Annotated in this window: 15 protein-coding genes; 9 read left to right on the top strand and 6 right to left on the bottom strand. The window is 72.1% G+C overall.

Annotated features, from left to right (window positions below):
• Window positions 1-127: 127 nt before the first annotated feature.
• Both ACSP50_RS16210 and ACSP50_RS16205 read left to right on the top strand, forming a co-directional pair.
• A complete protein-coding gene (locus ACSP50_RS16210) occupies window positions 128-1,006 on the top strand; it encodes an S-4TM family putative pore-forming effector (RefSeq protein ID WP_080127850.1) in 879 nt (292 codons plus the stop codon).
• Between the two features lie 37 nt (window positions 1,007-1,043).
• The gene (locus ACSP50_RS16205; protein ID WP_014690306.1) at window positions 1,044-2,273 is read left to right on the top strand and encodes a sensor histidine kinase; all 1,230 of its coding nucleotides are present in this window, start codon (window positions 1,044-1,046) and stop codon (window positions 2,271-2,273) included.
• On the opposite strand, the gene ACSP50_RS16200 is transcribed toward ACSP50_RS16205, so the two are convergent.
• A complete protein-coding gene (locus ACSP50_RS16200) occupies window positions 2,155-2,457 on the bottom strand; it encodes a hypothetical protein (protein WP_014690305.1) in 303 nt (100 codons plus the stop codon). The genes ACSP50_RS16205 and ACSP50_RS16200 overlap by 119 nt on opposite strands.
• 489 nt (window positions 2,458-2,946) lie before the next feature.
• Here ACSP50_RS16200 and ACSP50_RS16195 point away from each other — a divergent pair, with 489 nt between their 5' ends.
• From ACSP50_RS16195 to ACSP50_RS16185, 3 genes are all read left to right on the top strand, one after another.
• Entirely contained in the window at window positions 2,947-3,516 is a 570-nt protein-coding gene (locus ACSP50_RS16195; protein WP_043514314.1) for a recombinase family protein, read from the top strand.
• Window positions 3,513-5,297, top strand: a complete 1,785-nt coding sequence (locus ACSP50_RS16190; RefSeq protein ID WP_014690303.1) for a GAF domain-containing SpoIIE family protein phosphatase — start codon at window positions 3,513-3,515, stop codon at window positions 5,295-5,297. The genes ACSP50_RS16195 and ACSP50_RS16190 overlap by 4 nt, the downstream gene beginning before the upstream one ends.
• A 439-nt stretch (window positions 5,298-5,736) precedes the next feature.
• Window positions 5,737-6,423: a DUF4386 domain-containing protein gene (locus ACSP50_RS16185; protein WP_231956945.1), complete on the top strand. Its 687-nt coding sequence runs from the start codon at window positions 5,737-5,739 to the stop codon at window positions 6,421-6,423.
• A gap of 56 nt (window positions 6,424-6,479) precedes the next feature.
• Here ACSP50_RS16185 and ACSP50_RS16180 read toward each other — a convergent pair whose 3' ends face one another.
• Window positions 6,480-7,247, bottom strand: coding sequence for a hypothetical protein (locus ACSP50_RS16180; RefSeq protein ID WP_014690301.1), 768 nt, complete (start codon window positions 7,245-7,247; stop codon window positions 6,480-6,482).
• Between the two features lie 235 nt (window positions 7,248-7,482).
• Here ACSP50_RS16180 and ACSP50_RS16175 point away from each other — a divergent pair, with 235 nt between their 5' ends.
• Window positions 7,483-8,475 carry a hypothetical protein gene (locus ACSP50_RS16175; protein ID WP_014690300.1) on the top strand — a complete coding sequence of 331 codons (993 nt, stop codon included), beginning with the start codon at window positions 7,483-7,485 and terminating at the stop codon, window positions 8,473-8,475.
• Between the two features lie 43 nt (window positions 8,476-8,518).
• Here ACSP50_RS16175 and ACSP50_RS16170 read toward each other — a convergent pair whose 3' ends face one another.
• Window positions 8,519-9,190: a TetR family transcriptional regulator gene (locus ACSP50_RS16170; RefSeq protein ID WP_043511520.1), complete on the bottom strand. Its 672-nt coding sequence runs from the start codon at window positions 9,188-9,190 to the stop codon at window positions 8,519-8,521.
• A 63-nt stretch (window positions 9,191-9,253) separates the two neighbouring features.
• Here ACSP50_RS16170 and ACSP50_RS16165 point away from each other — a divergent pair, with 63 nt between their 5' ends.
• Window positions 9,254-9,697: an isoprenylcysteine carboxylmethyltransferase family protein gene (locus ACSP50_RS16165; RefSeq protein ID WP_014690298.1), complete on the top strand. Its 444-nt coding sequence runs from the start codon at window positions 9,254-9,256 to the stop codon at window positions 9,695-9,697.
• Here ACSP50_RS16165 and pepN read toward each other — a convergent pair.
• Together pepN and ACSP50_RS16155 are read right to left on the bottom strand one after the other, a co-directional pair.
• The gene (gene pepN / locus ACSP50_RS16160) at window positions 9,636-12,065 is read right to left on the bottom strand and encodes an aminopeptidase N (protein WP_014690297.1); all 2,430 of its coding nucleotides are present in this window, start codon (window positions 12,063-12,065) and stop codon (window positions 9,636-9,638) included. The genes ACSP50_RS16165 and pepN overlap by 62 nt on opposite strands.
• A 24-nt stretch (window positions 12,066-12,089) precedes the next feature.
• A complete protein-coding gene (locus ACSP50_RS16155; protein ID WP_014690296.1) occupies window positions 12,090-12,764 on the bottom strand; it encodes a response regulator transcription factor in 675 nt (224 codons plus the stop codon).
• Between the two features lie 74 nt (window positions 12,765-12,838).
• On the opposite strand from ACSP50_RS16155, the gene ACSP50_RS16150 reads away from it, so the two are divergent.
• Together ACSP50_RS16150 and ACSP50_RS16145 are read left to right on the top strand one after the other, a co-directional pair.
• Window positions 12,839-14,188: a cell wall metabolism sensor histidine kinase WalK gene (locus ACSP50_RS16150; RefSeq protein ID WP_014690295.1), complete on the top strand. Its 1,350-nt coding sequence runs from the start codon at window positions 12,839-12,841 to the stop codon at window positions 14,186-14,188.
• A gap of 160 nt (window positions 14,189-14,348) precedes the next feature.
• Entirely contained in the window at window positions 14,349-15,212 is an 864-nt protein-coding gene (locus ACSP50_RS16145) for a chemotaxis protein CheB (RefSeq protein ID WP_014690294.1), read from the top strand.
• A gap of 22 nt (window positions 15,213-15,234) precedes the next feature.
• On the opposite strand, the gene ACSP50_RS16140 is transcribed toward ACSP50_RS16145, so the two are convergent.
• A complete protein-coding gene (locus ACSP50_RS16140) occupies window positions 15,235-16,188 on the bottom strand; it encodes an AraC family transcriptional regulator (RefSeq protein ID WP_014690293.1) in 954 nt (317 codons plus the stop codon).
• Window positions 16,189-16,196: the final 8 nt, after the last annotated feature.

The raw sequence follows: 16,196 nt of genomic DNA, 5'->3' as shown, positions 1-16,196 counted from the left end.
TCGCCCAATCGTGGCTCCGTGCCCGATGTCACTGTGCGAGGCGGTGACGGCCATGACTGACCGCAAACCATCCGTGCGACAGCGCCCGATCGACCCGGCGCTGTGCCATCTCCTCCGGGCCATAGCCGTGTCACATGCCCGCGTCCGGCGCCTGGTCGCCCTGCGCATCGTGATCTCCGCGGTGCTCGCCGGGGCCGGCCTGGTGACCGTCTTCGCCGGCGCGTCCACCGGGAAGCCGCTGAGCGTCACCCTCTCCGTCGTCGGCGTGCTGTGGGCCCTGGCGTACTCCCTGGGCCTGGCCTCCTGGGCGGACCGGGAACTGCACCGGGCCGCGCTGCTGCAGGAGTCGTTCGAGGTCCGCTTCTTCCAGCTGCCGTGGAACTGCATGCTGGCCGGCGAGGAGATCCCCGCCGAGGACGTCCGGCACCTGAGCAGCCGCTACCGGGGCGACCCGCCCCGCGACACGTACGAGATGCCGAACCTGCCCCGCCCCTTCGACGTGCTCGTCCGCCAGCAGCAGAACCTGTCCTGGGGCAGCCGGGTCCGGCACCGCTACGCCCAGGTGGTGATGTTCGCGATGAGCGGCTGGGCGGCGCTCGGCCTGTTCACCGCCATCGCCCGCAACTCGACCATCACCGACCTGTTCGTCCAGTGGTGCGTGCCGTCGCTCGGCATGTTCCTGCTCGGCTGGGACACCTTCCGCGAACAGCGCCGGGTCGCCGAGGACCGCAAACGGGTGTGCGGCAACTCCCGGGGGCGCTGCCTGCAACTGGCCCCGGCCGGCCTGGACCCGGTGGTCAACCAGGACCTGTGCCGGATGGCCCGGCAGGTCCAGGACCAGCTCTACCTGTCCCGCAGCCGGGCGCCGCGGGTGCCGCGCTGGTTCTTCCAGCGGTATTACACTCAGGACAGTTCCGACTTCACCGCCGGGCTGGCCGAGGCCCGCAACTCCCTGCTCACGGCCGGCCTGCACAACCGTCCACCCCGGTCGCCGCAGCGGCCCTGACCGCGGCCGTGACCACGCCGCCCGGCCGGAGTGATCATTGCCAGTCGCCGAGGACCAGCCGGACCCGGGCTCGTCGCGGGTGCTGCGCGCCCTGCTCAACGGCACGTTCGTGCCCGCGATGGCGCCGAGGCTGGCGACCGCGCTGGTCACCGTGGTCGTCGCCGGCTTCGTCATTCTCTCGCTGGCCGGCATCGCGGTGCGCGCCGACGGCCCCGGGCCGATCGTCGCGGCGCTGGCCTGCGCAACCCCGATCATCGCGCTGCAACTGGGCTACTTCGGCCGGCTCCCCGCCAGGCCCACCGGTCGGGCCGGTCATCTCGCCCTCGCCGTGCAGGCCGGTTTCGTCTGCCTGCCGTTCCTGCGCTTCGGCGTCGCCTGGCTCAGCTTCGCCGGGCTGCTCGCGGCCGGTGTGCTGTTCACCCTCGCGCCGAAGGCGGCCGTGCCGCTGTTCGTCCTGATCGTGGCGGGCGCGGGCGCCGTCGAGGTCTGGTGCGCCGACGCGACGACGGATCTACCCTTCGCCGTCTCCTACGCCGTCGTCTCCACCACCCTCACCGGCCTGATCGTCTACGGGCTGACCCGGCTGGCCCGCCTGCTGGCCGACCTGCACGCCGCACGGCAGGACCTGGTGCGGATGGCGACGGCCGAGGAGCGGCTGCGCCTCGCCCGGGACGTGCACGACCTGCTCGGCCTCAGCCTGTCGGCGATCACCCTGAAGAGTGAACTCACCTACCGGCTGATGGACGCGCATCCGGACCGGGCACGCCGGGAACTGGCCGAGGTGCTGACGCTGTCCCGCAGGGCGCTGTCCGAGGTGCGCACGATCGTCGACCCCGGGCGGGAAATTTCGCTGGCCGACGAGTGCCGCACCGCGCACCGCCTGCTCACCGCGGCCGGCATCCGGGTGCGGGTGGTCGAACAGGGCCGGCCGCCCACCGGCCGGGTCGGCACCGTGCTGGCCACGGTGCTGCGCGAGGGCGTCACGAACGTGCTGCGGCACACTGGTCATGGAGGCGAAGGACGAGCCGACGGCGCTGGAGATCGCCAAGGCCGTTCCGGCCAAGGGGGTCGGCGGCGTGGAGGTCCGGCCGATCTTCACACCGCCGGCGGCCTGACGACGGCGGGCCGCCCGGCCGGCGCGGCCCGGGTCAGCCGGCGGCCATCCGGATCAGGGCGTTGCCGCCGAGCAGCAGCACGTCGGCGGTGGCGACCAGGGCCATGCTGCGCCGCATCCAGCGGGCCGCCGCCTCGTGATCGTCGCTGGTGATGCCGCGCCCCGCGAACAGCAGCGCGGCACCGACCAGCGCGATGCCGGGGACGAGCAGCAGGCCGACGGTGCGCGGGGTGGCGCCCTGCACCACCAGCAGCGTGACCATCACGGTCGGCAGGACGCCGAACAGGAGCACGGCGACACCGCCGGACCACCGTAGTGCCCGCACCGGATCCGTCATTTCCGTTCACCCTTCCCCTCGGCCGCGGGCATGCCGAGGCCCACGACCGGACCGCCGATCACGCGCCAGTATCTCCGGCCGTTGCGGATCGCCGCCCGGTAGGGTCCGGCAATGACCTCGTGGGGCGGCGGCGTGGCTGGGTCGTGATCGTGGGGTGCACGGCGTTCGCCGTTCTGCACCTCTACTGGGCGATGGCCGGCAGTCTGGGCCTGACCTGCCGTTCTTCGACGAACGGGCCTGTCCGCATCCGTTGGCCACCCTCCTGCAACGGACGCCGCTCACCGGGGCTGGGCTCAAGATGGCTTCAGACGGGCTCTTCCTAGATGCCGACGTCTGAAGCTGACGGGGCGTGCGCCGGAACCGTCATCACCGTTGATGGCGGCCTGGGAAGCGTTGTCAGACTTTTGGGCAGCATTTCATGAGTCGGGGCATCGCCCCAGGGTCGATGTTGCGTTAGGGTTCCTTTTCGTTACGCTGCGCGGCGTGACTATGTCGTCGGTCGTCGGTTACGCCCGCTGTACTGCTGAGTCCGGGGACCGGGAGAATCAGATTCGTGTCCTGCGGAGGCTGGGTGTGCCCGCCTCGCGGATTTTGCTGGACGAGCCGTTGACCGGCGCGCGGCCGCGTCCGGGCCTGCAGCAGGCATTGCACATGGTTCAGGCCGGGGACACCCTGGTCACTCCGGGTTTGGCGCGGCTGGCCCGGTCGTTGTCGGATGCCTGGTCGATCATCGAGCACCTCGCGCAGCGTCGTGCCTGCCTTTCCTTGGCCGGGCATCTGCATGATCCGGCGGATGGGTCGTTGCTGCGCGATCTGGCGCTGTTCGTGCAGTTCGAGGCGGAGTTGAAGGGGTTGCAGACCCGGGAGGGCATGGTGCTGGCCCGGCGGGAGGGCCGGGTGGCCGGGCGTGAGCCGAAACTGTCGACCGAGCAGCGGGCCGAGCTGCTGCGGTTGCATGCGTCGGGCCTGCATCAGGTTACGCAGTTGGCCAGGATGTTCGGTGTCTCGCGTCCCACGGTGTACCGGTTGGTGCAGCGTGCTGCTGAGCTGTCCGCGTGACCGCGCCCCCGGGCCGGCGCGTTGACGAGCCGGGGCGGCTGACGTCGGTCTGGCGTACCGGCTTGGACGCGGCGGCCGATCCGCTGTTCGACTGGTTCGCCGACATGGTCCGTAGCGTTGTCGGTGTCCCGGTGGCGCTGGTGTCACTGGTCGGCGACGACCGTCAGTTCTTCCCCGGGGCGCGGGGGCTGGGCCAGCCGTGGCAGGAACGGCGGCAGACCCCGTTGAGTCATTCGTTCTGTCAGCACGTCGTGGCCACGGCCGAGCCGCTGATCGTCACCGACGCCCGCAGCGACGCCCGCGTGCGCGGCAACCTCGCGGTGGACGAACTGGGGGTGATCGCGTACGCCGGCATGCCGTTGACCGACGAGGACGGGCATGTGCTCGGCTCGTTGTGCGCCATCGACCATCAGCCTCGCCGTTGGACCGCTCAGGAACTTGCGCGGCTGGCCGAGCTGGCCGCCGGCTGTTCCCGGGCGTTGCGGGCGCGCATCGCCTCGGATCAGGCGCAGGTGCAGCAGCAGGCGGGCATGGAGCGGGAACGGCGTGCCCAGGCGGCGGTCGAACGCAGCCAGCTGCTGCTGCGCGCCAGTGCCGCGCTGGGTGCGGCCACCACGTTCGATGAGGTGGTCGACACGGTGCGGACTCTGGTGATCGGCAATCTGGACCCGGTGTACGTGGGCGTCTCCACGCTGGCCCCGGACGGGTTCGTGCATCTGGCGTCCGGTCGGCAGCTACCGGAGCGGTTCGCCCGCCAATGGAAGCTGTACGGCGCCGACCAGAAGACGCCGTCCGGGTTGGCGGCCCGCACCGGCCGGCTGGTGTCGTTTCCCGACCTGGCCGCGATCGCCGAACAGACCCCGGACTCGCTGGCGACCTTCCACGCGCTGGGCTGGCAGTCGGCGGCCAGTGTGCCGCTACCCGGCGAGCACGGCCCGGCGGGCGCGCTGACCATCGTCTGGAAACAGCCGCACATGTTGACCGACGGCGAGCAGGTGGTGTTGACCGCGCTGGCCGGGTTCGTCGCGCAGGCGCTGCACCGCGCCGCCGCCTACGAAGACCAGCGCACCGCCGCCACCACCATGCAACAAGCCCTGCTCAGCACTCTGCCCGAGGTCAGCCACGTCCGTATGGCCGCCCAGTACGTGCCCGCGCAGCAGAATGATCTGGTCGGTGGCGACTGGTACGACGTGATCGACATCGATGAGCAGCGCCTGGCCCTGGTGATCGGCGACGTTGCCGGCCACGGCATCACCGCGGCCGCCACCATGAGCCAGTACCGCACCATGCTGCGCACTCTGCTCGTCGATCACAACGACCACGCTTCTGCGCTGCTGCAACGCCTGGAACGCACCACCAGGGCCCTCGGTCTCACCGCCACGGCCACCGCCATGGTCGCCTATCTGACCCACGACCAGGCCGGCGGCCACACCCTGACCTGGAGCAACGCCGGTCACATACCACCCACGCTGGTCCTGCCCGACGGCCGGATCAGTCTGCTCGCCCGCGGTGGGCCTCTGCTCGGCGGCCTGCGCAACATCACCCGGCGCACCCACACCCGGCATCTGCCACCCGGATGCCTGCTGCTGTTGCACACCGACGGGCTGATCGAGACCCGGACTCGCCCGATCGACGACGGCATCGCCCGCCTGCACCAACTGCTCGCCGTTCACGGTGGCGCCCCGCTGTGCGAGCTGGCCGACATCCTGATGAACGACACCAACCCCGTCGACCGCGAAGACGACGCCTCACTACTGCTCATCCGCACCGCTCCGGCGTGACCTGCCGCGCCCCGGCGAACGCTCAGCGTAGATGCCCATCAGCGTCGGATAGCGGGAAGGTTGCCGGTCTCAGCGAGAATCCTCGGCCGACTGCAGACGTCAGCTCACCGAGGCGGGTGGCGAGGACACACCGATGTGGCGACTGAGCTGCACTTGCCATGGGGCTCCGTCGACCGGATCAACGTGCGATGTAAAAAATATTTGACTTCAGATGCGGCTGTTCCGTACGGTCGTCATGTCAAATATTTTTTACATTAGGGGTCGTATGGGCACTGAGGCGTCGCATCCGGACGACGACGAATCAGTCCCGTTGACTGGCCAGCCCAGGTCTTCGACCTGCCCCTCGACGCGGTCTTCCTGTACCAGACGCCACTCGACCGACGCCCGGCACCGCTACCCCTCACCGTCCTGGAGCACCGTCATGACCACTACGAAACGCATGGCCCGGATCACCGGGCTGGCCTACCTCGGCCTCGCCCTCTCCGGCATGCTCGGATTCCTGCTGATCCGCGACCGGCTGTACATTCCCGACGACGCGGCCGCAACCGCCGCAAGCCTCATCACACACGAACGGCTCGCCCGCCTCGGCATCGTCGCGGACCTCGCCATGGTGCTCGCCCAGGCCGCCACAGCAGTGTGCTTCTGGAAGCTGTTCCGACCGGTCCAGCCCGTCGCCGCCGGCTCGATCGCCGGCTTCGGGCTGGTGAACTGCGTGACGATCCTGGTCGCCGTGATGTTCTCGACCACCGCACTCGACGTGGCTCTCCACAACGACGCGACATCAGCACACCAGGCGCTGCTGCTCTACCACCTCAACACGGCAGCGTTCAGCCTGTCAGGCCTCTTCTTCGGACTGTGGCTGATACCGATGGGATGGCTGGTGATCCGGTCGGGCTACATGCCACGCCCACTCGGATGGCTCCTCATCGGCGGCGGCCTCGGATACCCGATCAGCGTCATCACATCATCGCTCGCCCCCGCCCACTCCAGCGTCGTCTCCGCGCTCACCATGCCCGCCACGGCGGGCGAGTTGTGGATGGTGGGCTACCTCCTCATCAAGGGGGTGTCGGACGCGGCACCGATAACCGCCGCGCCAACAGCCGGCCCTCAGGCAGCGCTGCCCTGACCCACCACCCGACACAACCGGTACGACCCTATTTCCGACGCCTGGCGACCGGCTGCTCAGTCACTCGTCGGCGGGTACATGTGTCCCGTCCGATGCATGGCGATAGTGGACGCGACGACGAGCACGGCGGACGCTACGACGGTTACACCGGCCGTAGTCGCCGATCGGCCTCGCAGCCAGGCGATCGCGGCAATGCTCGCACCCCACGGCAGCAAGCACGTCAGTGAAGTCTCCCAGCCCGCTGAGACGAAGTCTGGAACGGTCATGATTGTCGCGGCCAGCGATGGCAGCGTCACCACCGCCGCCCCGACCGCCAGGTATCCGGGACGCTTCGGTGCCAGTCCTGAGCGGCCGCGGGCCGGTTCCTGCCACGCCGCTGCAGCGGCCAAGACGGCCGCGGCGGCGGCAGCGGCCATGACGACGGCGGCCAGCGTGACGACCGTGGGCAGGTTCTCCTGATCCAGGCCGTCCACGCGTGCCGTCGCGGCGAGGTCGAACCAGCTGCGGACCGAGACCAGGCCATAGCCAGCCACCTGAGCTGCCACGATGACCGCGGCGACGGCTGCCGGGCGAGCCCATCGCCAGCTGGCTGTCATCACCAGGCCCGCAACGATCAGCGCCAGCAACAGTGGCCACATCACCAGCGGGTAGTTCCATTGGTGCCGGGCTCCGGTCGAGGTCACCCATTCGCCCGGCACCGCTGCCGCAAGCGCGACTGTCGCGGCGAGCACCACGGTGCCTATCCCGCAGACCGCCATCTTCACCGGCCGCGGCTCCCGCGGCCCGGATGCCGCCCGGTCGAGCCTTTTCACGATGATGCTCATGCGGAATCAACGCAACGCCGGACAACGGGAAACTGTTGCCTCGGCCGGCTGTCATCTACCTGATCGGGCAACGCGGTGGCGTCGCCTTGCTGGCGGCGGGCTCGGCTACCGGTGGCCTACCGCACGCTGACCCCAGGTGTCGGCTTCCCCGCGGATCGTCCGCCGGGCGCATCCAGCGGATCGAGGCGCCGGCAGCGGTGGCCGGGACCCGGCGAAAGTGCCAGACTGCCGAGCCATGACGCTTCTCGACGTACTGATCGAGGGCCTGACGGCGGTCGGCATCGACGAGAAGAGCAGCCCGGGCCCTTCGACGCCGGTCGCCCTGATCGCCGCGCGCGGGATCGTGCTCCGCGAACTGGAGGACCGCCTCCCGGCGGACGGCGACGGACCGTTCACGGTCACGCGCAGCCTCGGACCGGTACGGTCGTACCGCGCCGAGGTGGACCTGCTCCGGCGGCGCGGCGGGTTCTCGCTGGCCGACGCGGCCTGCGCACTGCTCGCGGTCGGCGCCCTCACCGACGACGACGTCGCAGCGCTTCTGCCGCATCTGCCGGCGTCCTGCGGCATCGGCCGCCAGCGGGTGCTCAATCGGCTCGCCGACGACGACCTCGGTGCGGCCCGGGCGGCTGCCGACCGGATCCGGGGCGACACCGGCTGGAAGGGCCACCGGGACATCGCCGCCGTGCTGGCCGACCGGGGCGACGCCGCCGAGTTTCTCGCCGGGTGGAAGAGCTACCGGGCGGCGACGGACCGGCACGGCATGGGTGAGCTCAAACGCCGTCTGGTCGAGGGCGTCGCGCGCACCGCGGGCTGGGCGGCGGCGCTCGAACTCGTCGGCGACAAGCGGTTCGGGCCGGCGCTCGCGGTGCACGCGTTCACCGCGTTCGGCGCCGACGTCGACGGCCTGCGCCGGGTCCTGGGCCGCACCGGCGTGCTGGCGGAGCTGGACCAGCTCGCGGTGCTCAGCTCGGCGGTGCTGCGGGCCAGCGGTACCGACCCGGTACGCAACCACCCGTACCTCGACGAACTGGTCGACCGGATCATCGCTGTCGACCCGTCCGCCGACCGCGCCACCATGCGCACCCGCGACCGGCTGCTGTTCTCGCTGTGGCCGGCGATGGGTGAGACGGCGACCCTCGACCGGGTCCGCAGGGCGGTCCGGACACCGCAATACCGGCGGGAACTGACCCGGCTTCCCCGCGACCTGACCGCTTCGCTCCGGCACTGACCGGACACGCCGCCGCGTCAGGCCGGCGCGTCAGGCCGGCGCGTCAGGCCGGCGCGTCAGGCCGACGGTTCAGCGCCAGCGGGTCGAGCAGCGCCCCGGCCACCGTGTCGACGTACCAGCGCCGGAAGTCCTCGACCGGCCAGCCCCGCCGGCGGACCAGCCAGTCGTAGTTGTGCACGTCCATCGCGAGCCACAGCACGTCGGCGGCGGTCTCGGGGGTGTGCCCGGGCCGCAGTTCGCCGGTGGCGGCCAGGGCGGTGGCGAACATCAGCATGCCGGCACGCCGGTCGGCGAGGTGTTTGCGCCAGATCGTGGCGGCGTCCGGGTCGGCGGTGGCGGCGGCGGCCAGGGCGAGCATCACCTGGGCCTGGCGGGCGTGGACGTCGGTGAGGTGCCGGGCGTAGCGCTCCAGTCGCGCCCGGGCGCCGGGCAGTGCGCGGATCTCGGCGACGAACGGCCGGTCGGGCAGCGCCACCGGTTCGTCGTCGCCGGCGACGGTGACGTCGACCAGGGCGGACAGCAGCGCCGGTTTGCTGCGGAAGGTCTTGTACAGCGTCTGCACCGCGACGCCGGCCTCGGCGGCGACCGCGGTCAGCGGGGTGGCCGCGTATCCGGGGTCGACGAACAGCCGGGCGGCCGCCGCGAGGATCGCCGCTCGGGTCTGCCGGGCCTGCTCCTGACGGTGATCCGACGCGTATCGCCGCTTGACAGCCACCGCCTCACTGTAGTGCTCTATTCGATAGAGCTTGACTCTACTCAAAAGAAGAGAGGGTACGCCGTGATCCTCGTTCCTCCCCCGCTGTACTACGCGGCCGGCCTGGCCGCGGGCATGGCGATCGACCATGTCGTCACGCTGCCGATCGGGGCCCGGCCGGCCACCGCGATCGCCGGAGCGCTGATCACCGCGGCCGGCGCCGTGCTGGCCGCGGCCGGCGTCGTGGCCGTGATCCGGCACCGCACCACGATCGTGCCGCACCACGCCGCCCGTACGCTGATCACCGCCGGGCCGTACCGGCTGTCGCGCAATCCGATGTACACCGGGCTGGCCGTCGTCTATCCCGGCCTCACCCTGCTGCTCGGATCCTGGTGGCCGCTGGCGCTCTGGCCGCTGGCGGTCCTCGCGGTGCGATGGCTGGTGATCCGCTACGAGGAGGACGATCTCACCGGACTGTTCGGCGAGAAGTACCTCGACTACCGGTCCCGGGTACGTCGTTGGCTGTGACCGCCGCGCGGTCGTCGAGTTCGTCGTTCCAGGCCCGGCGCAGCACCGTCGGCACGTCGCCGGACAGGGCCTCCCGGATGAGTCCCAGCTCCGCATCGGTCAGCGGGATCGCCGGGAACGCCCGGCCGACCGCCGTCGCGAACGCCGGCCCGCGCCCGGCCAGCGCCGGGGCCGCCGCGACGTAGCGGGCGACGTACGGTGTGACCAGCTCCCGCCGCGGCGACGTCCACAGGCCCGCGGCGAGCGCCAGGAAACGACGTACCGAAATGTCCGGATCCTGGGTCATCGCCGCCCAGGCGTCCGCTTTCGCCGCGGCGTCCGGCCGGGCGGCGAGGGCGGTCAGCGCCCCCAGCTCGCCGGCCGCGGTGCCGTCGTGCCGCCGCTCCCGCTCGATCTGCGTCGCGTCCCACACGCCGAGCTCGGCCAGCCGGGTAACGACCGTCCAGCGCAGGTCGGGGTCGAGTGCCAGACCGCGGTCGGTGCTGCCCGTGGTCAGCCAGCGCCGCAGCATGCCGGGGTCGGCGGCGGACCAGGCCAGCCCGCGGGTCAGCGCCACCTCCCGCTGCGGGTCGAGGTCACCGGCCGGGGTGCACGCGGCGGCGATCACGTCGAGGGCGCCCGGCTGGTCGCGGCGGCGCAGGAGCTGCCGGGTGTGGTCCAGAGCGGCGGAGATCAGGGTGGCCGACGGCTCGTGCGGCAGGTGCCGGGCCAGCAGGTCCAGGTGGGCGGCGGGGGTGGCGCCGTCGAGCAGGGCGGCCCACAGTACCGCCCGGGCGAGCGGGTCGGGCAGGCCGGTGAGGCCTCGGGTGATCACGGCGTACGACAGCTCGTCGAAGTCGACCTTGGCAAAGGTCTCGCCGTGAGCGTTGGGCACGACGGCCAGACCGGCGAAGTCGGGCAGCGCCAGCGGGGTGTCGGCGAGGTCGACGAGGCGGGCGCCGGCCGGCTGCAGCGACGACGTGTACGCGGTGACCGTGAACCGGTGCGGCCGCACCCCGTCGCGGGTCAGCACCGGCACGTCGCCGTCCCGGGTCACCCGGATCGTGTCGTGGCCGGAGCGCCGCAGCCACCCGTCGGCCCAGGCGCGCACGTCGCGTGGAGAGGCGGCGTCGAGGGCGGTCAGCAGGTCGTCGAGGGTGGCGTTGCCGAACCGGTGGGCGCTCAGGTGCGCGTTGACGCCGGCCAGGAAGGCGTCCCGGCCGAGCCAGGTGACCAGTTGCCGGAGGACGGCGTTGCCCTTGCCGTACGAGATCTGATCGAAGATGGTCCCGCCGGTGGCGGCGTCCGGCACCTGCTCGGCGCGCGGCGCCACCGGGTGGGTGGAGCGGCGCCGGTCGGCGAGGTAGGCGCCCGGCTTGAACGCCGACTCGAAGGCCACCCGCGCACCCGGATGCCCGGCGACGTTCTCGGCCACCTCGAAACCCATGTAGTCGGCGAACGACTCGTTGAGCCAGGCGTCCTCCCACCAGACCGGGGAGACCAGGTTCGCGAACCACATGTGGGACATCTCGTGCGCGATCACCATCGCCTGCCGGCGCCGGTCGTCGTCGGTGACCCGCTGGCGGGGCAGCAGGTACTCGTTCACCGTGACGCAGCCCGGATTCTCCATCGCGCCCCAGTTCAGCTCGGGCACGAACACCTGGTCGTAGGAGTCGAACGGGAACGGCTCCACGAAGATCTCGGCGAAGTGGTCGAAGCACGCCTCGGTGATCCGGCGCAGCTCGGCGACGTCCCGGTCGAGCTGCGCGGCGAGCGAGCGGCGCACGTGCCAGCCCATCGGCACCCCGCGATGCTCCCAGCGGACCGAGTGCAACGGCCCGGCCACCACGACGAACTGGTCGCACGGGATCGGCGGGGTGGTCGCGAACCGCCACCGCCCCTGCGCGGAGGCGACCGGCAGCCCGTTCGACAGCACCGTCCACGCCGGGTCGGCGGTCACCGCCACCGTGATCGGCGCCTTGAGATCGAGCTGGTCGAAGCAGGCGAACAGCCGCTGCGTCACGTCCAACCCCAGGTAGCCGCCGAGATACCGCTCGCCGTCGGCCGGATCGGTGAACGCGTGCAGCCCCGCGCCGTCGCTGACGTAGCGCAGCCGGGCGTCCACGACCACCTCGTGGGTCCCCGGGGAAAGATCTTCAAGCCGGATCCGATTGCCGTCGTACGCGGTGAGCAGCGCCGCCCCGTCCAGCGTCACCGTGGGCGCCACGGCCCCGTGCAGCTCCAGGAAGGTCGAACCGCCGGTGGTCCGGAACCGCACCGTCACCCGGCTGCCGAAGTCGTCCGGCGAGGTCAGGTCCAGCGCCAGGTCGTAGGAGACATCGGCGAGCATGGCGGCCCGGGCGCGGGCCTCCCCCAGGGTCAGCGACATCCGCCCACCCTACGACGGCGACGCTCACGCCTCCGGATCGAGCAGGTAGCCGGCACCGCGGATGGTACGGATGCTGTCCCGACCGAACGGGCGGTCGACCTTGTCGCGCAGATAGCGGACGTAGACGTCGACCACGTTGGAGCCACCGTCGTACGCGAAATCCCAGACGTGCTCGATGAGATGGGTGCGGCTCAGCGTCTCCCCCGCCCGCCGCATCAGCTCGTGCAGCAGGGCGAACTCCTTCGCCGACAGCGGGATCCGGTTCTCGCCGCGGCGCACCGTCCGCCCGGCCGGATCCAGCTCCAGGTCGCCGACGCGCAGCACGGCCGGACGCTGGGCCGGCTCGCGGCGCAGCAGGGCGCGGACCCGGGCCATCAGCTCGTCCAGCGCGAACGGCTTGGTCAGATAGTCGTCGGCGCCCGCGTCGAGACCCCGGACCTTGTCCCCGGTGCCGTCCCGGGCGGTCAGCATCAGCACCGGCACCCAGCGGTCCCGGGCCCGGATCTGCCGGCACACCTCGATCCCGTCCGGCTCCGGGATCATCACGTCCAGGACCGCCGCGTCGAAGTCGGTCTCGGTGATCGCCCACACCGCGTCGGTCCCGGTGGCGACGGCGTCGACGGCGTAGCCGGCCCGCTCGAACGCCCGTTGGAGCATGGCGGCCATCGCCGGGTCGTCCTCGGCGATCAAGATCCGCATCGGTCCAGCATATGGCGTCGCATCAACCGGCCCAACGAGCCGTGTGCGAGGATCGTGACGACCGGGGAGGTGCCGTGGTGCGATTCGTGCCCTCATCGCTGCGCACCCGCCTCGCCCTGGTGTTCGGCATCGGCACGTCCCTGGTGCTGCTGATCGCCCTCTCCCTGCTCTACGTCGTCCTGGACCGTCAGCTCGACGGCGCCGTCGACGCCGACCTGGCCGGCCGGGGCGACGACCTGATCGCCGGCATCCGCTCCGGTGACCTGACCACGGTCAGCGGCGACCCGATGGCCCAGCTGTACGCCCCGGACGGCACCCTGATCGCCTCCGGCGCCGCCCTGTCCGGCCAGGTGCTGCTGCTCCCCGACCAGGTCCGCAGCGCCCGCAACCACACCGTGAAGAGCGTCGCCCTGCTCGACCTGCGCCCCGACGAGCCGGCCCTGCGGGTCCGGCTGATGGCCCGCCCCACCGGCCGCGACGGCGACATCCTCGCCGTCGCCCAGCCCCTGGCCACCGTCGAGAGCGCCGGCAACCGGCAGCTGATCGTCCTGGCCGTCGCCACCCCGGTGCTGATCGGCGCGCTCGCCGTCCTCGGCTGGCTGCTCGTCCGCGCCGCCCTGCGCCCGGTCGACCTGCTCACCCGGGAAGCCGCCGCGATCTCCACCTTCGACACCGACCGCCGGCTGCCGGTGATCACCGGCGACGACGAGATCGGCCGGCTCGCCGCCACCCTGGGCGGCATGCTGTCCCGGCTGTCCGTCGCCTTCACCCGCGAGCGCGCCTTCGTCGACGACGCCAGCCACGAGCTGCGCACCCCGATCGCGGTGCTGCGCGGCGAACTCGACCTGGCCCTGGCCGCCGTCGACGACCCGGCCGAGGTCCGCCGCTCCCTGCTCGCCGCCCAGAACCAGGTCGCCCGCCTCACCCGCCTGGCCGAGGACATGCTGCTGCTCGCCCGCGAACGCGCCGGCGCCCTCGCCGTGCACCGCGAACCGGTCGACCTGACCGACCTGGCCCACACCGAGCAGCGCGCCCTGGCCACGGTGTCCGGCCTGCGCATCGAGGTCCGCGGCGACCCGGTCATCGTCGACGCCGACCCGGGCCGCGTCCGCCAGATCCTCGCCAACCTGGCCGCCAACAGCGGCGCCGCGGGCGCCACGACGGCCCAGGTCACCATCGTGGCCGAGGAGGCCGGCGCCCGGATCCAATGGGCCGACGACGGCCCGGGCTTCCCCCACGAGTTGCTCGACCGCGCCTTCGAACGCTTCGTCCGCGGCGACCGCTCCCGCACCTCGGCGACCGGCGCCGGCCTGGGGTTGTCGATCGTGCGGGCGGTGACGATCGCGCACGGCGGCACCGCCGAGGTCCGCAACGGCCCCCCGCTGGGCGGTGCGGTGGTCACCGTCCACCTCCCGACGAAGTGACCGCCCCTGCCCCGGTCGGCACTTCGCATTTCGGCAGAGACTTCGCTTCCGGTGCTGTCGCCGCGGCGGTACCGGGCGGCAGCCTGGACTTGGGCCCGGCCGCCGTCGACGTCGGCCGACGTGGTGGGCCGCGACGGTGGCGAGGAATGGACTCGGTGTGATGCGGGGCCGCGACGTTGTAGTGATCGGCGCCTCCGCAGGCGGCGTCGAGGCGCTGGGTGAGCTTGTGCGGGGCCTGCCCGCCGGATTGCCGGTCGGCGTGCTCATCGTGGTGCACACCCCGGCCGACTCGGCGCGCAGGCTGCCCGACGTCCTGTCCCGGTACGGGCCGCTGCCCGCCGCCTACGCCGTCTGCGGGCAGCGGCTGACCCCCGGCCTGCTGACCGTCGCACCGCCCGGGCAGCACCTCGTCCTGACCGCCGGACAGGTCCTGCGTCTGCACCGCGGCCCGCTGGTGCACCGCACCCGCCCTGCGATCGACACGCTGCTGCACAGCGCGGCCCGCGTCTGTGGTGGCCGGACGATCGCCGTCATCCTGTCCGGGCTGCTCCGCGACGGCGCCGACGGTGCGGCCGCGGTCGCCGCCGCCGGCGGATCCGTCCTCGTGCAGGACCCGCTGGACGCCCGCCGCCCCGGCATGCCCACCGCCGCGCTCCACCGGGTTCCGGACGCGGCGGTCTGGCCGGCCGCGAAGCTGGGCCGGGCCATCACCGATCTGCTCGATGCAGCCCGCCCGACACCGACCGGTGCCGTGCTCGCACCGCCGGCGCCGCCGGAGCACGGTGATCCGAGCGGCATCGATGCGGCCCTGTGGACCGCCGTGTCGCAGCTGCAAGCGCACGCCGCCGCGCAGCAGGGGTTCCTGCGGCAGCTCGACCGGACCGGCCCGCTCGCCCTCGTGGTGCGCAAACGCGCCGCCCGCACACTGCACGCCGCGCAGGTGATCACCGACCACGTCATCCCGGTCTTCGAGCCGGAAGCCGGGAGGTGTGAAGCCCCCGGCAGTGCGCCGACCTCCCCCTGATCCGGGCGGCCGGAAGCCGGAGTCAGGACCGCAGGGTCTGGTGGGGGTGCCGGCCGTGGGCGGCGCGGTAGTCGGCGGCGAAACGGCTGGGCCGCGCCCACCCCCAGCGGGCGGCGATGGCGGTGACGGTGTCGACGGCCGGATCGGCGGCGAGCAGGTCGGCGTGGGCGCGATCCAGCCGCACCCGCCGCAGGTACCGCAGGGGTGTGGTGCCCAGATGGCGCCGGAAAGCCAGTTGCAGGGCTCGGGTGGTGACGAACGCGGCCCGGGCGATGTCGACCACGCTGAGGTCGAGGTCGGGGTGGGACTCGATGAACGCGACCGCCCGGCGGACCGTGGCGGGGTGCACGTCGTGGCGGTCCTCGATGGTCGGCTCGAGCATCGCGTTCGACGCGAACGTGTCGAGGGTCACCGACGCCAGCAACCGCGCCGCCTGCAGCGCGACCAGGGGCGACGCATCCGGCCCGGGGGTTCCGGTCGGATCGTCGTCGGTCAGGTGGTGGAGGAACGCGACCGTACGCATGAACCGGGCGGCTGCCCGTGGACTCACGGCGCCATGGCCTTCGAGCCGGACCGGCCCGGCAACCCCGGGCGCGGTGCAGGCCACGTCGGACAGGGTCGCGGGATCGAAGATCACGAAATCGCTGTCGAGATGGTCGAGGGTGGCGGTGAACGGCTCGTCGGCCTCCACCCCGAGGAAGACGTCGCCCGGCCCCCACGTGCGTCGCCGCCCGCGGCTGACATAGGTGGCCGACCCACTGCGGACATGCCCGATGACCAGTGCCCCGATGGGCTCACCGGCCATGTCCACACTCATGCCGTACGCGGCGTGCCCCAGCGTGACCGGGCCGGCGGTGTTCTGTTCGACCATGAAATGCTTGTTGTCGCCGCGGGTCCGCAGCCGGACGGTCAGGTACTGGGCGCGGAGCAGCTGCTCGATGTCTTCATGTCCGGTGGCGGACAGGACCCGCTTCATCGTCGCGC

The organism is Actinoplanes sp. SE50/110 (assembly GCF_900119315.1).
GTDB lineage: Bacteria > Actinomycetota > Actinomycetes > Mycobacteriales > Micromonosporaceae > Actinoplanes.
The sequence above is the reverse complement of the archived record's forward strand: the minus strand, read 5'-3'. Positions and strand labels throughout refer to the sequence as shown.

Bases quoted from the DNA above. Each gene is read 5' to 3' on its own strand.
- ACSP50_RS16180 (WP_014690301.1), bottom strand. From the start codon at position 7,247: ATGAGCATCATCGTGAAAAGGCTCGACCGGGCGGCATCCGGGCCGCGG.
- ACSP50_RS16195 (WP_043514314.1), top strand. From the start codon at position 2,947: ATGTCGTCGGTCGTCGGTTACGCCCGCTGTACTGCTGAGTCCGGGGAC.
- pepN (WP_014690297.1), bottom strand. From the start codon at position 12,065: ATGTCGCTGACCCTGGGGGAGGCCCGCGCCCGGGCCGCCATGCTCGCC.
- ACSP50_RS16185 (WP_231956945.1), top strand. From the start codon at position 5,737: ATGGCCCGGATCACCGGGCTGGCCTACCTCGGCCTCGCCCTCTCCGGC.
- ACSP50_RS16175 (WP_014690300.1), top strand. From the start codon at position 7,483: ATGACGCTTCTCGACGTACTGATCGAGGGCCTGACGGCGGTCGGCATC.
- ACSP50_RS16200 (WP_014690305.1), bottom strand. From the start codon at position 2,457: ATGACGGATCCGGTGCGGGCACTACGGTGGTCCGGCGGTGTCGCCGTG.
- ACSP50_RS16145 (WP_014690294.1), top strand. From the start codon at position 14,349: ATGCGGGGCCGCGACGTTGTAGTGATCGGCGCCTCCGCAGGCGGCGTC.
- ACSP50_RS16155 (WP_014690296.1), bottom strand. From the start codon at position 12,764: ATGCGGATCTTGATCGCCGAGGACGACCCGGCGATGGCCGCCATGCTC.
- ACSP50_RS16140 (WP_014690293.1), bottom strand. From the start codon at position 16,188: ATGAAGCGGGTCCTGTCCGCCACCGGACATGAAGACATCGAGCAGCTG.